The 14,941-nt window shown below is 41.1% G+C and carries 10 protein-coding genes; 5 read left to right on the top strand and 5 right to left on the bottom strand.

Features of this window, described 5'->3' with window-relative positions; translation table 11 throughout:
* Positions 1-3: 3 nt before the first annotated feature.
* On the bottom strand, positions 4-1,842 hold the full coding sequence (locus E2H97_RS02225) for a hypothetical protein (RefSeq protein ID WP_133405618.1): 1,839 nt from the start codon (positions 1,840-1,842) through the stop codon (positions 4-6).
* 146 nt (positions 1,843-1,988) lie between these two features.
* Entirely contained in the window at positions 1,989-3,998 is a 2,010-nt protein-coding gene (locus tag E2H97_RS02220; protein ID WP_133405617.1) for a hypothetical protein, read from the bottom strand.
* Positions 3,999-4,262: 264 nt separating this feature from the next.
* Here E2H97_RS02220 and E2H97_RS02215 point away from each other — a divergent pair, with 264 nt between their 5' ends.
* The 3 genes from E2H97_RS02215 to ubiK all read left to right on the top strand — a co-directional run bounded on the left by E2H97_RS02215 (position 4,263) and on the right by ubiK (position 8,805).
* A complete protein-coding gene (locus E2H97_RS02215) occupies positions 4,263-5,381 on the top strand; it encodes an efflux RND transporter periplasmic adaptor subunit (RefSeq protein WP_133405616.1) in 1,119 nt (372 codons plus the stop codon).
* A 12-nt stretch (positions 5,382-5,393) separates the two neighbouring features.
* On the top strand, positions 5,394-8,456 hold the full coding sequence (locus tag E2H97_RS02210; protein WP_133405615.1) for a multidrug efflux RND transporter permease subunit: 3,063 nt from the start codon (positions 5,394-5,396) through the stop codon (positions 8,454-8,456).
* An 88-nt stretch (positions 8,457-8,544) separates the two neighbouring features.
* On the top strand, positions 8,545-8,805 hold the full coding sequence (gene ubiK, locus E2H97_RS02205) for a ubiquinone biosynthesis accessory factor UbiK (protein WP_133405614.1): 261 nt from the start codon (positions 8,545-8,547) through the stop codon (positions 8,803-8,805).
* On the opposite strand, the gene E2H97_RS02200 is transcribed toward ubiK, so the two are convergent.
* The gene (locus E2H97_RS02200; RefSeq protein ID WP_133405613.1) at positions 8,802-9,398 is read right to left on the bottom strand and encodes a hypothetical protein; all 597 of its coding nucleotides are present in this window, start codon (positions 9,396-9,398) and stop codon (positions 8,802-8,804) included. The genes ubiK and E2H97_RS02200 overlap by 4 nt on opposite strands.
* Before the next feature lie 73 nt (positions 9,399-9,471).
* Complete coding sequence (locus E2H97_RS02195) at positions 9,472-9,984, bottom strand: FxsA family protein (RefSeq protein WP_133405612.1); 513 nt, start codon at positions 9,982-9,984, stop codon at positions 9,472-9,474.
* A gap of 121 nt (positions 9,985-10,105) precedes the next feature.
* Here E2H97_RS02195 and cutA point away from each other — a divergent pair, with 121 nt between their 5' ends.
* Positions 10,106-10,438 carry a divalent-cation tolerance protein CutA gene (gene cutA, locus E2H97_RS02190; protein ID WP_133405611.1) on the top strand — a complete coding sequence of 111 codons (333 nt, stop codon included), beginning with the start codon at positions 10,106-10,108 and terminating at the stop codon, positions 10,436-10,438.
* Entirely contained in the window at positions 10,435-12,231 is a 1,797-nt protein-coding gene (locus E2H97_RS02185; protein ID WP_133405610.1) for a protein-disulfide reductase DsbD, read from the top strand. Before cutA ends, E2H97_RS02185 begins: the two co-directional genes overlap by 4 nt.
* Positions 12,232-12,350: 119 nt before the next feature.
* Here the strand turns inward: E2H97_RS02185 and E2H97_RS02180 are convergent, their stop codons facing one another.
* Positions 12,351-14,858: a hypothetical protein gene (locus E2H97_RS02180; RefSeq protein ID WP_133405609.1), complete on the bottom strand. Its 2,508-nt coding sequence runs from the start codon at positions 14,856-14,858 to the stop codon at positions 12,351-12,353.
* Positions 14,859-14,941 lie beyond the last annotated feature (83 nt).

Below are 14,941 nucleotides of genomic sequence, written 5' to 3'. Positions count from 1 at the left end.
AATTTAGCTTAATACTTTACCCGCTTTACTCAGGCATTTATCAAGAATAGATGCAAAATACGCGTTCCCAGCTCCTCTCCCAAAGCCTTGATGAGAACGACTCACTGTCAAGCTAAACAAAATATTTTTCCATGTTCGCTCTTTATTACCAGAAATTGGAAAACCGATTAACCAACGATTGAGCTGCTCTCTCACATATGGGTATCGATACTCAGGGGTATCTTCTTTAAATGGTTTTTTAGGGCATTGAAAGCCGACGGTATTTAAACTCTCAAAGAAGATGTTCAATGATTCAGCATCAAATTCTGACAGAGCATCAATAACTCCAAACTCTTCTAATACTTCTATTGATATTGGAGTGCTTGGTCCTACTCCCCCTTTTGCTTGCACTTCAACTAGTGTCCCCCAGTCACCTTTGACTTCTTGTTGATCTTCAACGAACTCAAAGGTCTCTTGTATTTTTGGATGTAAATCGTGTATTTGTTCATCCTGTGTAACCTCTTCTGTTGGGAAAGGGTTGTGTATGTCTTCCCAAGTAGGGGCTGAGGGTCTTACTAAAGGTTCACCTCTTATTTCTCTGATCCTCTCGTAATAGTCCTGTAATTTTTTAGCAGCCCTCTCCCCAATTAGGGAGCGCTGCTCTTTAACAAAACGTTCTACAATATCAAGAAACTGACCCCAAGATTTGTCATCTCCCTTTTCATCCGCTAACCATGTCCGTATCGTCGCTTTCATGATGGATAGAGGCTCGCTATGCATACTTGCACAATCTTTCAAAACAATGGCCATTTCAAGAGCACCACTCTCCATAAACAGCATTTTACCAAACTGCTCCAATGCTTTCTTCGGTAGTGACTCTAAGGTTAAGAACAAACAATATTCATTTTTGTTATCCCTATTCGATACATCCAAAACGGTAACGGCCTCAGTTAACGCTTCAGAATCACTGACTCTGGTTTGTTTTTTAGGGTGCTCGACCCAATTTGAGAGACTTGGCTGAGCAAATTGTTGTAGATACTCTTCTAATTGATGAGCGATTTGAGCTTGCCCTCCTCGTTTAAGCGCCCAAATAAAATGTGGCCAATTTCGAGTGTGAATAAAGCGTTCATCAGTGAGCCATCTTTCGATGTACTGTTCTCCGATTTCTTCAGGTTTTAAGTAATGATAGTGTCGTTTGATCTTGTTCATTAACTCAGCATTGTCGTCCTCTAACAATGTCATGGCAAAACCTGATTCATCCCGATAAACAGCGGCTGCTGGGAGAGGATGCTTAGCATCGGGTAATTGCTCATGGATATATTTGATTGTGTGTAAGGTGAGTTCAGGGTATCTGGCTGGAATATCCGCTACAACGCTACCTCTAACGTCATGAGGCGGCTCAACAGGGAACCTGTCCACTTGAAGATTCTCACGTTCCACAGAAGGCATAGTAAATTCTTTTCGAGGGGAATTTACTTCATGGTGTCTAGATGTAGCTCCATATAGCGGATGATTTGCATCCGTCTCTTGATTAACGATAGGAGGTACTGGCGAAGGCATTTGCTCCCATGCATAGTGGGGCATTGCTTGGCCTTCAGTCTGTGGACATGTTACATCTCGTGTATCGTGTTGAACCAATATAACAACTGGCTGTGGATCAGAAGTTTGTGCAGAACTTGGAAGGACACAATACGAATTATTTCCCAGCGGCACCACTTGTCCATTATTCGGTGACACCGCACCACCTTGACTTTGAGGTAGATTAACAAGAGGGTTTCTGTTGCCATGGCCCCGTGAAACCTTCCAAGGTAAAAAAGGGAATACTCTATTTAACAATGCAGTAGGGCTTAATGAGCTTGCCATATGTCACCTTTCACACTTAAACCAGTTTGCTTTTAGAACGTCATACCAATAAATAAGAGTTATGACATAAAGTTGCTGTATATAAGCTGAACTACGTATTTGTAGTCAGGTTAAATTGAGTTTACAGAGTATACTTTTGTCCTACTTTAAGGCTTGCTGTTCGTCGTTAAAGAATATCGAGCCTGATGAATTTTCATGCACAGTCCCCCTGTTAGAATGGGAGAACCAATTTTAGGGCGACACTCATCAAATATATCAAACAGCTGCTTCCAACTCGCCGAAGGCGTGTTATCTAGCCATAGCTGAATAAGTTCTGTTACAAAACATACCGCATCTTTTTCCGATTTTGCCTGAAAAGCTGTCATAGCAGCACAACTTCCAGTAAGCTCATTGCACAGCTGCTCTAGTTCTGAAATAGGGAATTGCGCAAACAAGTCGACAAAATTGAAGTCTCCATCTATGAGTGTTTCTTCTGCATAGGGGAAACCAATAATTTCGTCCATTGTCGGCTTACTATCCAACATGGGCTTATGAGCTTGGTACCAACTAAATCGCTTGCGAGCTTTGTCTGCATCACTTCCCCCATAGCGCATTTTAATTGTTTTGCAGTGATCAAGCATTTCTGTCGCTTCTTGTTGCTCAAGCCCGTGTCTTCGTTTTTCTTTTTCTATAAACCCCTCGATAATATCTAAACATTTTCCCCAAGATTTATCTTCAGAACACTCATTATTTATCCATAGCTTAAAAATGTCATCGACTACATTTTCCCTTTTTTCCTGTCTACGCCTGTGAGAGGCTACAATAACTTCAATGTTTTCCTCTCCATGCTCTGAAAACAGTTCTTCGCCCAAACTTTTTAGCTGTTCTACATTCAACCCACACAACCAATCGTATAAGCTACCGCTGGCCTCTCCTCTTGCTCCCTTAAGACACATTATGGTCAGTGCTTTTTCCAATTCTCCAACATAAAACACCTTTGGAGGAGACATTTTCGCAGTAACAACAATAGGTGAGAGTTTGGACTTAGGGCTAACAACACCACTTTTTTCTGCTTTGATTACAGCGCAATACCCCAACATCTTGACAGCTTTGTTTTCCCCAAATGTATGCCGCTCTTTGTGTATGAAGCTTTCAACAATATCTAAAAAACGCCCCCATGATTTATCTTCCGATATATCATCTTTTATCCAAGATAAAAAAAGTTCCTTAAAAATATCTTTACCGTCACCTCTATCTTTTTGGCATTGAATTAATGCCTCTTGAACCATCAAGTCTCCATTTTCTGGAAATAACTCTTCTCCGAAACTGAACAATTGCTCATCACTTAATATTGTTAACTGAACATACAATCGGTAAGTTGTCGAACTTCTCTCTCTCATTAAACTTAACAAATTGATCTTTTCCGCCAATTTTCCTTGATAACACGAAGCGGGCTTAGCGGCATCAACCTGAGTTCTAACTTCAGCCATGGGCTGTGAACATAGTGCTAAATACTGTTTGACTTGGTTTGCCAGTACGGTATTACGCCCTCTTTCAACGGCTAAAATGAAGTGCGACCAATTTCTTATTGAGATAAATTCATCGTGGGTCAACCATCTTTGAATGTATTTCTCAACTAAATCCTCGACACCAATGTGCCAATGATGTGATCTCATTTTTTTAACTACTTCACCACCTTCATCATCAAATAGTGTCGTCGCAAACGCCTCAATATCCCCTGCTGCAATTTGTTTGAAAACGGGATCATCCATTGGAAGCTGCTCATGCAAAAACTTGATTGTAGATAATGACAATTCCGGCTCTTCGCAATGAGATACCACCTTGGTAGGAGGGCATTGACTCACTCTTTTGAGGAGCCAATCGGTTCGAACGGGTTGAGCTTTTGAAGCCACAGGCTTCGCCTCACGGCAAGAAAAGCTGGGCGTTTTATGGGGCTCATGAAAATGTGATGCACTTGCTGCTGAGTCCTCACACTGAGCAGAGTTGGCATTGGCTTTATATTGAGTATGATTAAACTCACCAAGGCTTCCGTCCCCTTCCGCATCCGTTGATGGAGACTGAGAGTGTGGCGAACGCGCAGCAAAAGAGAATCTCCCACTTTGAAGGTTTTTAAAGAGGTTTTGAATATGCGTTAATGGTTTCGATGCGGCACTCATAAACATATACAGAATGATATTCTAATAATATCTTTATCTCACAAGTTTCCTGAATATAAGCTGAATATGAACTTGATATCGACGCCTTTAGGGATTTAATGATTTAGTGATTGCTCACAATGACGATCGCCAACTATGCCTTTGCGTTTGCCTCTATTCTCTTAACAGCTCCTGAATAAAACTCGCTTTCGAAAACACCATCAATCACTTGGTATTAAACTATGCTTTAGAATTCAACATACTTTAGATCTTTGTGAGGGCAAAATGAAAAAGTGGTTTGTCATCATGTTAATCCTTACCGCCGTCATTTTTGGCAGCGTCATTGGCTTTAATGTTTTCGTACAAGGAAAAATAAAGCAGACCTTAGCTAATATGCCTGAACCAGCAATGCCGATCACCGTTGCCACTGCTAAACCAACAAGCTGGCAGCCAATAATCAAAGCCATCGGCTTTATTGAACCACTGCAAGGGGTAACGGTTTCGAATCAACTTTCAGGCTTGATCACTCACATTAAATTTAACAATGGTAGCCGAGTCAAAAAAGGCCAAGTCCTCATCACCTTAGAAAACAAAATTGAACGGGCAAATTTAAAAAGTAAGCTTGCTCAACTTCCGGCCGCTAAAGCAGACTTTGATAGACAAAATAAATTATACCGAAACAGTTCAGTTTCGAAGCAAGATTTAGATAAAGCGAAAGCGACTTTTCTGGCCATGAAAGCTGATATTCAAGCGTTAAGAGCGACCATTGCTCAAAAAATTATACGTGCACCCTTTGACGGTCTAGTGGGTATCACAGATGTTCATATCGGTCAGTTTATTCAACCTGGTACTGATATTGTAAGGCTTGAAGGCGTGAAAACCATGAAAATCCGTTTCAATATTACCCAGAACCAATTACCTAAGATTGCTGTTGGACAGCAGTTGAATATTAAAGTTGATGCTTTCCCAAAAAGAATTTTTAAAGGACATATTTCGGCTATTGAGCCTGCGGTTTTTTACCAAAGTGGTTTAGTGCAGGTACAAGCTGAAATTCCCAACCATGACGAACAGCTGCGAAGTGGTATGTTCTCCAATGTCGAAATCATTTTACCGCCACTGACCAATCAATGGGTTGTCCCACAAACGGCCATTAACTTCTCTTTATACGGTAATTCCATCTACATAGTGAAAAATCTTAAAGAGCATGGGAAGGAAATTAAGCGTGTGTTCCCTATTACTGTTAACGTCATTGAGCGTCACGGCAATTTGGCCTTGATTGAAGGTGATTTAACCACTGGTACCGATTATGTAACTTCAGGTCAAGTTCGACTCAGTAAAGGCAGCAAAGTCAAAGTGACCCCAGATGTGGCTTTAGACTTACCTAACAAAATGCCTCAACTGTAACGGGAGTTTGCTATGAAATTTACCGATATTTTCATTCGCAGACCCGTATTTTCAGTATGTATCAGCCTGATGTTATTACTGCTAGGTTTCAATGCCTTGAAAGGCATGCAAGTGCGTCAGTACCCTGAAATGACCAATACCGTCATCACAGTCACAACCAGTTATTACGGTGCAGATGCTAACTTGATCCAAGGGTTTATCACTCAACCACTAGAACAAGCAATTGCTCAAGCCGATAATATTGATTATATGAAGTCCTCAAGTACATTAGGAACTTCCACCATCACTGTACAAATGAAACTCAACACCTCTCCTAATGGTGCTTTAGCGGATATTCTCGCCAAAGTGAACTCGGTGCGTTCACAATTACCAAAAGAAGCGGAAGATCCCACTGTCGATATGTCGACGGGCTCCCCAACCTCGGTGATGTACATTGCTTTCTCCAGTGACATTCTCAACTCAAGCCAGATAACCGATTACCTTGAGCGAGTCATAAAACCACAATTGTTTACCATTACAGGTATCTCTAAAGTTAACCTTTATGGCGGTATACCTTATGCCATGAGAATATGGCTTGATCCTGCTCGCATGGCAGCCTTTAAACTGAGTGCCAGTGATATCCGCCAAGTATTACAAGCCAATAATTTCCAATCCGCTGTAGGGCAAACTAACAGCTACTTCACCCTAATGAACGGCTCTGCCGATACTCAAACGGCTTCGATATCTGAATTGAAACAATTGGTGATCCGCAGCGAAAAAGGCAAAGTGATTCGTCTTGGAGACATCGCTAATGTGAGCTTAGATAAAAGCCATGATACTTTCCGTGCTTTGGTGAATGGTAAAGAAGCCGTTGTCATTGGTATTGACGTCACTCCTAAAGCCAACCCAATTGTTGTTGCCAAAGATGTCAGGGCGTTAATGCCAGAAATACAAACTAACTTACCTTCAACCATTAAAATGAAGGTTCAATATGATTCTTCTCAAGCCATCAATGAATCAATACATGAAGTGATCCAAACCATTGCCGAAGCGGCCTTCATTGTCATCATCGTGATCAGCTTATTCTTGGGCTCGCTTAGAGCCGTTGTTATACCTGTTGTCACGATTCCTCTGTCCCTGATTGGCGTGATCCTGCTAATGAGTATGTTTGGCTTCACCATCAACTTGATGACCCTGCTTGCTATGGTATTGGCCATTGGTCTGGTGGTGGATGATGCGATTGTGGTCGTGGAAAATATCGATCGCCATATCAAAATGGGAAAACCACCGTTTAAAGCCGCAATTATAGGTACTCGTGAAATTGCGATGCCAGTGATTACCATGACCATCACCCTTGCAGCGGTTTATTCACCTATTGCCCTCATGGGTGGGATCACAGGCTCTTTATTTAAAGAGTTCGCGCTGACATTAGCAGGGGCAGTATTTATTTCAGGCATCGTAGCGCTAACCTTGTCACCCATGATGTGCAGTAAAATGCTTAAAGCACACATAACGCCTAACCGTTTTGAAAAGGGAGTTGAAAACTTTTTAACTGGGCTCAGCAACAAATATGATTCCGCCCTCAGTGCAGTAATGAAAAAACGCACAGTGATCCTTGTATTTGCAGCACTTGTGATGGCATCACTGCCTTTGATGTTTAAACAAATTCCCACGGAATTGGCTCCCAAAGAAGACAACGGTGTTGTAATGATGATGGCTACAGCCCCATCAAATGCAAACCTTGATTACATACAAGCGAATATGGCGTTGGTTGAGAAAATCATAGGTGCTCAAGACGATACTGAAGAGTCGTTAACTATGGTTGGTGTCCCAAGTTCAAATCAAGCCTTTGGTATTTCTCCTCTCGTCCCATGGAGCCAACGCAATAAGAGCCAAAAGCAAGTGAACCAGCTTTTAACCAAGCAAGTTCAACAAATTCCTGGCGTTGCAGTCACCACTTTCCAAATGCCAGAACTACCCGGTGCAGGAGAAGGCCTCCCCATTCAACTCATTATTACCTCAGCCAACAGTTTCCAAAACCTCTTTTCCATTGGAACATCGATTCTTGAGAAAGTACAAAAAAGCCCACTGTTTGTTTATTCAGATATGAATTTAAAATATGACTCCGCTACGGTGAAAATACACATCAAGCGAGACTTAGCAGGCGCTTATGGCGTTACTATGCAAGACATTGGTTCAACATTGGCTACCTTTATGAGTGATGGCTATATTAACCGAGTCAACCTTACAGGCCGCTCTTACGAAGTCATTCCCCAAGTAAAACGAAAGTTGCGGGATAACCCAGAATCTCTGGCCAATTACTATGTAAAAGCGGCAGACGGACGATCGATACCACTTTCCAGTTTGATCGACGTAAAAGTCGTAACGGCTCCGAAGTCTTTACCGCATTTTAACCAAATGAATTCTATCTCTATCAGCGCGGTTAATGCTCCCGGCATTGCCATTGGCGATGCCGTTAATTACATTGAAAACATTGCCAATACCGATTTACCTAAAGGGTATACACATAGTTATTTGGGCGAAGCTAGGCAGTACATTAACGAAGGCAGTGCGTTATACATGACCTTCTTACTAGCAATCGCTGTCATCTTCTTAGTGCTTGCCAGTCAATTTGAAAGTATTCGCGATCCATTGGTGATCTTGATTTCAGTGCCTCTTGCTATTAGCGGTGCATTGATGGCGTTAGACTGGACGCACATATCAGGTTTAGCTTCCCTTAATATCTACTCTCAAGTCGGAATGATCACTCTAGTCGGTTTGATCACCAAACATGGGATCTTGATGTGCGAAGTGGCGAAGGAAGAGCAAATCGACAGAGGCTTATCACGCATAGATGCCATAAAACATGCCGCCTCGGTTCGTTTACGCCCCATTTTAATGACCACTGCCGCGATGATCGCGGGTTTGATCCCACTACTTAATGCCATCGGTGCTGGCGCAGCGGCTCGCTTTAACATTGGTTTAGTGATTGTTGCTGGGCTTGCCATCGGAACGCTATTTACTTTATTTGTGTTACCCGTGATTTACTCTTATATCGCGCAGCAACATAAGCCACTACCAGATGTTGATGATTAAGGAAAAAACGAATGTTTTGTTAAATATCAACGTTCACCCCAATCTTTTTGATAGAATCAACGCATTCGTTTTTGAGAGAACAAACAGCATGCTAAATCCTAAAAAAATTGAAGATATCGCAAAACAACTGACTGAAACTATGCCTGAGCCCATCAAGCAATTTGCAGGCGAATTTGAGCAAAAAAGCAAGCAGGTATTACAGAATCAATTGATGAAATTGGATTTTGTGTCACGTGAAGAGTTCGAAGTTCAGCAGCATGTATTATTAAAAACCCGTGAAAAATTAGAGCAATTACAAGTTCAAGTTTCTGAACTAGAAAAATTACTGCATGGCACTAAGCAAGATTAATTAATGCGATAAGCAGTCCTGGCTCTCTTTGGTTCAAAGGGCAAGGTGTCAACCCAATTTACAGTATAAGAACTCACTCCACTTGCCCTTTGAGTATTGGCAATAGGTCTCGACTCAGGAGGTACTGGAGTTCTATTTGCAATGGTTACTGGTGTACAAGTTCTGGAGAGTGTAGGGTCCTTAGGTTGTTGTTTCTTTGCGTTTGCCTTTTGATTTTTGGGTCTAGATTCAGGCTTGGGCTGAGTTGAGATTACTTGTCTTGATTTAGTTTTGAAAATAGGCTTACTTTCATCATTCTCACCTGCACATTCACCTATAAGTCCACACACTATCGCAGGGATCACAATCGGCCATGCTACGATTGTGTATAACACACACCCTGTGCATTGGAGACAACCGTCACTGCAATATTCGTCTTCTGGTTGATCGTGAAAGCGCTCAAAAGCTGGGATGTTTGGCTTCTTTGCATAAACAAAATCATTATCAAACACGATAGAAGCGGGTGGCCCATCTCCAATCTGCGGAGAATCAACAGAAAGGTCATTTAGCGATTTTATTGCTGAAGTTAGGATAGGTACTTGATTAGAAGCCATAAAAGTAAAAAGCCTGAAAAATTAGAAATAGTATTCTCTTTATTTCAGGCTTCAACAAGTTAATAAACGTTCATCACTTATGATTTTCGTCTTTATCATCTAAACGATGATCTGGCTTTACCTTATCAGTTTTACGTTCAAAGTCGCCTTCAAAGACATCACCATCTTGTTTAAAGTCACTTTGACCAAACCCTTGTTGATAATGAAAGCCACTTTGTCGATTCACCATTTGTACTTTCATTTTAGATAACATGAAACGAGCAATTGGCTTTCGAGTAAATGGCGTTAAAAATAAAATGCCCACAAAATCGGTAATAAAACCGGGGAGAAATAACATTACTCCAGCAATCGCCAGCATCATACTTTGAATGATTTCTGAACCGGGTAACTCACCATGGTCAAGTTTACTGCGAACGCGCTTTAGGTTCTCAATACCTTGACTGCGTACCAAGGAACCACCAAGTATTGTAGTTAGAATGATCAAAGCCACAGTATTCCACGTACCTAACACAGCACCGACATGGATCATCAAGGCAATTTCTAAAATGGGCAGTAAGATAAAGATCCCAAGTAAAGCAAAAATCATTCGATCTCCAAAAAATAAAATTCATTGAATAATTTATGGGGGTTATTCGGTCTTATTTCAAGTTCAATAACAAAACATAGTGTAACCTATTCGACAATCATCATAACCCTTAGTTCTCTTTATGATACCAACAGATAAACAATTACACTTACTGATCACTAGCGTAGCTGATCTCGATCAAGCCAAAACATTGGCAAAGCTATTGGTTAACAGTAAATTAGCAGCATGTGTGCAATGTTACCCTCAAATTAGCTCAATTTATCTGTGGATGGGAGAAGTTTGTGAAGATCAAGAAGTTATACTGCACATTAAATGTTTGCAAAAACATATACCTAAGCTTGAAAAATTGATAGAAAATCATCACCCTTATGACACACCTGAATTGATCGCTCTACCGATCGATCAAAGTTCAGAACCTTACTTGGACTGGATAAAGACGTCGACTCAGCCATGAAAAAACTCATCAACACATTTTTTGCTCTTTTAATCAGTATCCCATTGGGATATAGCCTTACGGCTCAAGCGGGTATTTTTGATACTCAACCTGAGCTATTGCCTGTCGAAAAAGCCTTTGATTTAGAAGCGAATCAAACAGGCGATCAACTCAAGCTAAACTGGGTCATAGATTCAGATGGCTACTACATGTACAAAGATAAGCTCAAGTTTTCCATCAAAGGCGCCAAGATGGGAGCTGTGCTATTGCCAAAAGGCAAAATGCACCATGATGAGTACTTTGGCAACCAAGAAGTCTATACCGACTTTTTAGAACTGTCCGTGCCACTAAAAAATGTAACACAAGGTGCCACGTTTTCTGTAACCTTTATGGGGTGCGCAGAAGGTCGCTTATGTTACCCGCCCACAACGCGAACGATTGATTTAAAACCCATAACAGCAGTGGCAAGTTCGGAACCTTCGGCAACATCGACAGAGCCAGCAGCAAAAACTGAATCAAAACCAATCGTGAGTGAGCAAGACAGCCTGAGCCAATTACTGTCTAACAATAACCTGTGGCTGACCTTATTGATATTCTTTGGTTTAGGCGTTGGTTTAGCGTTAACGCCATGTGTATTCCCTATGTACCCTATCCTTTCTGGGATCATCGTCGGTCAGGGTAAAAGCTTGTCGTATTCCAAAGGTTTTGCGCTATCCATGGTTTATGTACAAGGCATGGCCATCACCTACTCCATCTTAGGGCTTATTGTTGCATCGGCAGGCTTAAAGTACCAAGCTGCATTACAACAACCCGCGGTATTGATTGGGATCGCACTCCTTTTTGTTGTACTGAGCTTATCCATGTTTGGCTTGTATGACCTGAAACTGCCATCAAAATGGCAAGAAAAGATGAATGCGGCTTCTAACAATCAAAAGGGTGGAAACTTCCTTGGTGTATTCGTCATGGGGGCAATTTCAGGTCTCGTTGCTTCACCATGTACCTCTGCACCCTTGTCTGGAGTGTTAATTTATATTGCTCAAACCGGTGATTTAGTGCTGGGCTTTTTTGCTCTGTACATTCTTAGTATGGGCATGGGACTGCCGCTTCTCATTATGGGAACCTCTGGCGGTAAACTACTACCTCGTGCAGGAGGGTGGATGAACATCATCAAAACCGTATTTGGTTTCTTGCTTATTTCCGTTGCAATCATGATGCTAAGCCGCATTTGGTCTGGTGTAGTGATTGATGTAATTTGGGCTCTATGGGGCGTCGCCCTAGCGGGTTACCTGTTACATGAAAACAAAAAAACCACGCACGACTGGAAGCACAGCACTCGTGCCGTTTTACTGGCCATGTGTTTTATGGGCAGCTTCTCCTACGGTTTCCAATCGGTGATGTTTAAGCTTGGCTTTAGTGTTCCTGTTGCTGAGCAAACCACAAAAGTGGAATCAAAAGGTTTTGTTAAAGTAAAAACCTTAACTGAGTTGCAGCAAGAACTCGCTAAAGCTAAAGCGGAAAATAAAGCCGTGATGGTGGACTTTTACGCCGACTGGTGTGTGGCTTGTAAAGAGTTTGAACACATCACATTTGCCAACACTAAGGTGAAAGAAAGAATGGATAATATGGTACTTATCCAAGCTGACGTAACCCAAAATGACGATGACGATATTGAGCTTTTAGAAAATTATGATGTGTATGGTTTACCAACACTCATCTTCTTCGATACCACAGGTAAAATCCGCGATGAATATCGTGTTACTGGGTTTATGAAGCCAGAGCCTTTTGCTGATCATTTGGATTTATTGTTAAAGTAAATTTGATTGCCTAGCTGTAGTTATTAATGCCGAATGGTTTTCCATTCGGCACCCTTTCTTTAAGTCAATCCATTTGTAGCTCTCGAAAATCTACCAATTTTTATATGGTTTAATAGATATTATCCATGCAACTTTACTCGAGTAGAGTACCCCCCCCAAACCATATCAAACTGAAGAGGATTTTGGTTAGGTGAGAATGCAGAAATCATCGCTTGTCTTGCACTCGTATTATCTTTCGCTGCATTGGCTAATAATGGCACCTTTAACTTAACATATAGATTTTGATATTGTAGTTGCATTCCATCGTTCATTAATGCCATTTTTAACTCACTTTGTACCACTTGCAATTCTGAGTGTGTTAATGCCACAGCACGACCCTCTGAAGGTGCAGGCGTGGTATCTTTTTCTAGCATTTTTGTTTTAAGTTCAGAGAATGCTCGATTGAAAGATTGGTGCATGCTTTCTTGATCTGGCCAGCAACGCCTCAATAGCTGACATCTAACCGCTGGGATACACCGTTCTATAAACCTTTTACAACTTGTAGGGATCAAAGTTCGGTGATGGCAAAGTTCATATAAATCTTGCACAATCAACATAAAATCATCTATGTCTGATGCACCATAAAGCTCTTCAGGTAATGTACAATCTGTTGCTCTATAAGCACGTGCTATTATATCCATCTTCTTTCTCTGAAATTTATCCTCCAGTTGTTCTTTTTTTCCAAGTAGCATGTCATACACAATGAAGCCATTATTAAGCAACATCACTTGCTGCTTTTTAGTCAATGAAGCCCAGTATTTTGTTTCTTTTAACCACAAAAACATCCTGTATCGATGACTAACATCTGGTGCATCTATTTTCATCGGATTAGCTACTTCCTGATCGACCAGAGCCGAAACAAACGCATCACATAACTGGCTATTGCCCACTTCACTCTGTTCCATTGTGACTAATTGCTCTTTTAAAAGCCTGCGAATAGGCTCTAAATACTGACGCCGCCCAGCGTAATCTTGGATTTCACTCCCTGAAGCTGGTTTAAAATACTGGATTAACTGATAAATACAAGTATCAATGACTTTTTCCGATCTGGCTTCTAGATTACCTTTCGCAAAGTCTTCAAGAACTCTCATACCACGCCTAAACGATGCGATCACTTCATTAGGTAGTTGAGTGATACCAGAATCCCCCCTAGCTTCTTCCCTTTGGAGCTCAGGGATAACAGACAGCTCTGCTAACCAGTTTTTAATGCACTGATCTTTTTTTTCTAAGCGTGCAATCCGTTCAGTATGGTCAATTTCAGCAAGTTTCATTAGCATCGCATTTTTTACTTCTCCATCATATTGAGCTTCAAATTGCTCTACGACCTCTTTGTAACATAAGCGTGCCTTCATATCTGTCGCTTCATTGTTCCCCCCTCCTGCATAGGCTTTCAAGAGTCTGACACTTTCTAGCCAAGGTTCAAACCCTGCCTTGATTAATATACTGCTGGTATTGGAAAAGTAATGCTCAGACTCTACCCCAGCGAGCACGGTATGCATGGTGAGCTCCTTCGACATTCGTCTTTCCGGATATTGGCATATAAGTGCCTCAGAGATTTCTAATAGAAAACAAACATAATTCGACTGATCCAATAGAAAATCATTACCATTAACGGTAAATTCTTTAACTGCCAATCCTTGCACCGTAGGAATTAATCGCAAGCAGCTTTCATTTGTTTGTGTTGCTTGAATAGACAAAATAGTTTCAAGTCTTGAACTGTCTTGCCAGAAGCTGTCACTGAATGCTGTGACTATAAATTGTTCCATCAATAGTTCAATCATCTCTATTTGCTGAAAAATCGCTGTAGGTTTTGTTTGAAACAAGTAGATATTGTTTTCATCACAAGTCACAAAAAATGGCTGTTTTATTGTCCCCATTTCAATTAAATCGACAATCTCGATGAGACCAATAAAATCGCAATGCAGATCAGGATATTGGATAACGCAATTTCTTCTGCTCATGAGTTTTGGGTTAATAAAAATAACAGGACGATTTCTTCGTATTGCGAGCAATAAAACATCGACCATTACCGTTTCAGCCCTCATTTCCACGCGACAATTTGCCTTTGCTGCACCTTGAACAATGGATAGATTATTGGGAAGCCTGAAGTTATTCAGAAAGCACTGTGCGGAGCCTGTAGAATAAAGCAACTGATGAGAATGATAAGCAAAATTAGGAACAGTGGAAACAGGACTTGTTAACAAGCCACTTGTTTCATTACCAACAAAACAAGTGGCTAGCACTTGGTCTAAGCTCAATGGTAAAACACGTTTTTCAGTAACTAAGGGTAAAGCTGAAAAATTTATCCCATTGGCTTTTGTTAACTTGTTTAACAATGCTTCTCTTGTACCGAATACATTCTTAAACTCTTGAACACTACTGACACTAGCGCTCACTTTACTTTGATGACTTTTCAGCATAAATTCCATGGTAACTTGGGGGTTACCAACAAAATTTGTTGTTTCATACTCCTTCAAATCCGCCGTTTCCTCGGCTAATTTTGACGCATAAGAAGGTTCTGCCGGTTCTTCTTCTATTGGGCTTAAAATTTCAACTTGCCTTACTGAAGATGCCAAAGAAACAGCCATAACATACCTCCTATTTTGCCTGTATTGAGATAAAGGCTCCTTCTATAATCACTTTTACTGTATCAAAGTTGACTGAAAGAATA

The sequence above is a fragment of the Parashewanella tropica genome (assembly GCF_004358445.1).
Taxonomy (GTDB): Bacteria; Pseudomonadota; Gammaproteobacteria; order Enterobacterales; family Shewanellaceae; genus Parashewanella; species Parashewanella tropica.
This window is presented reverse-complemented; position numbering and strand designations above follow the sequence as displayed.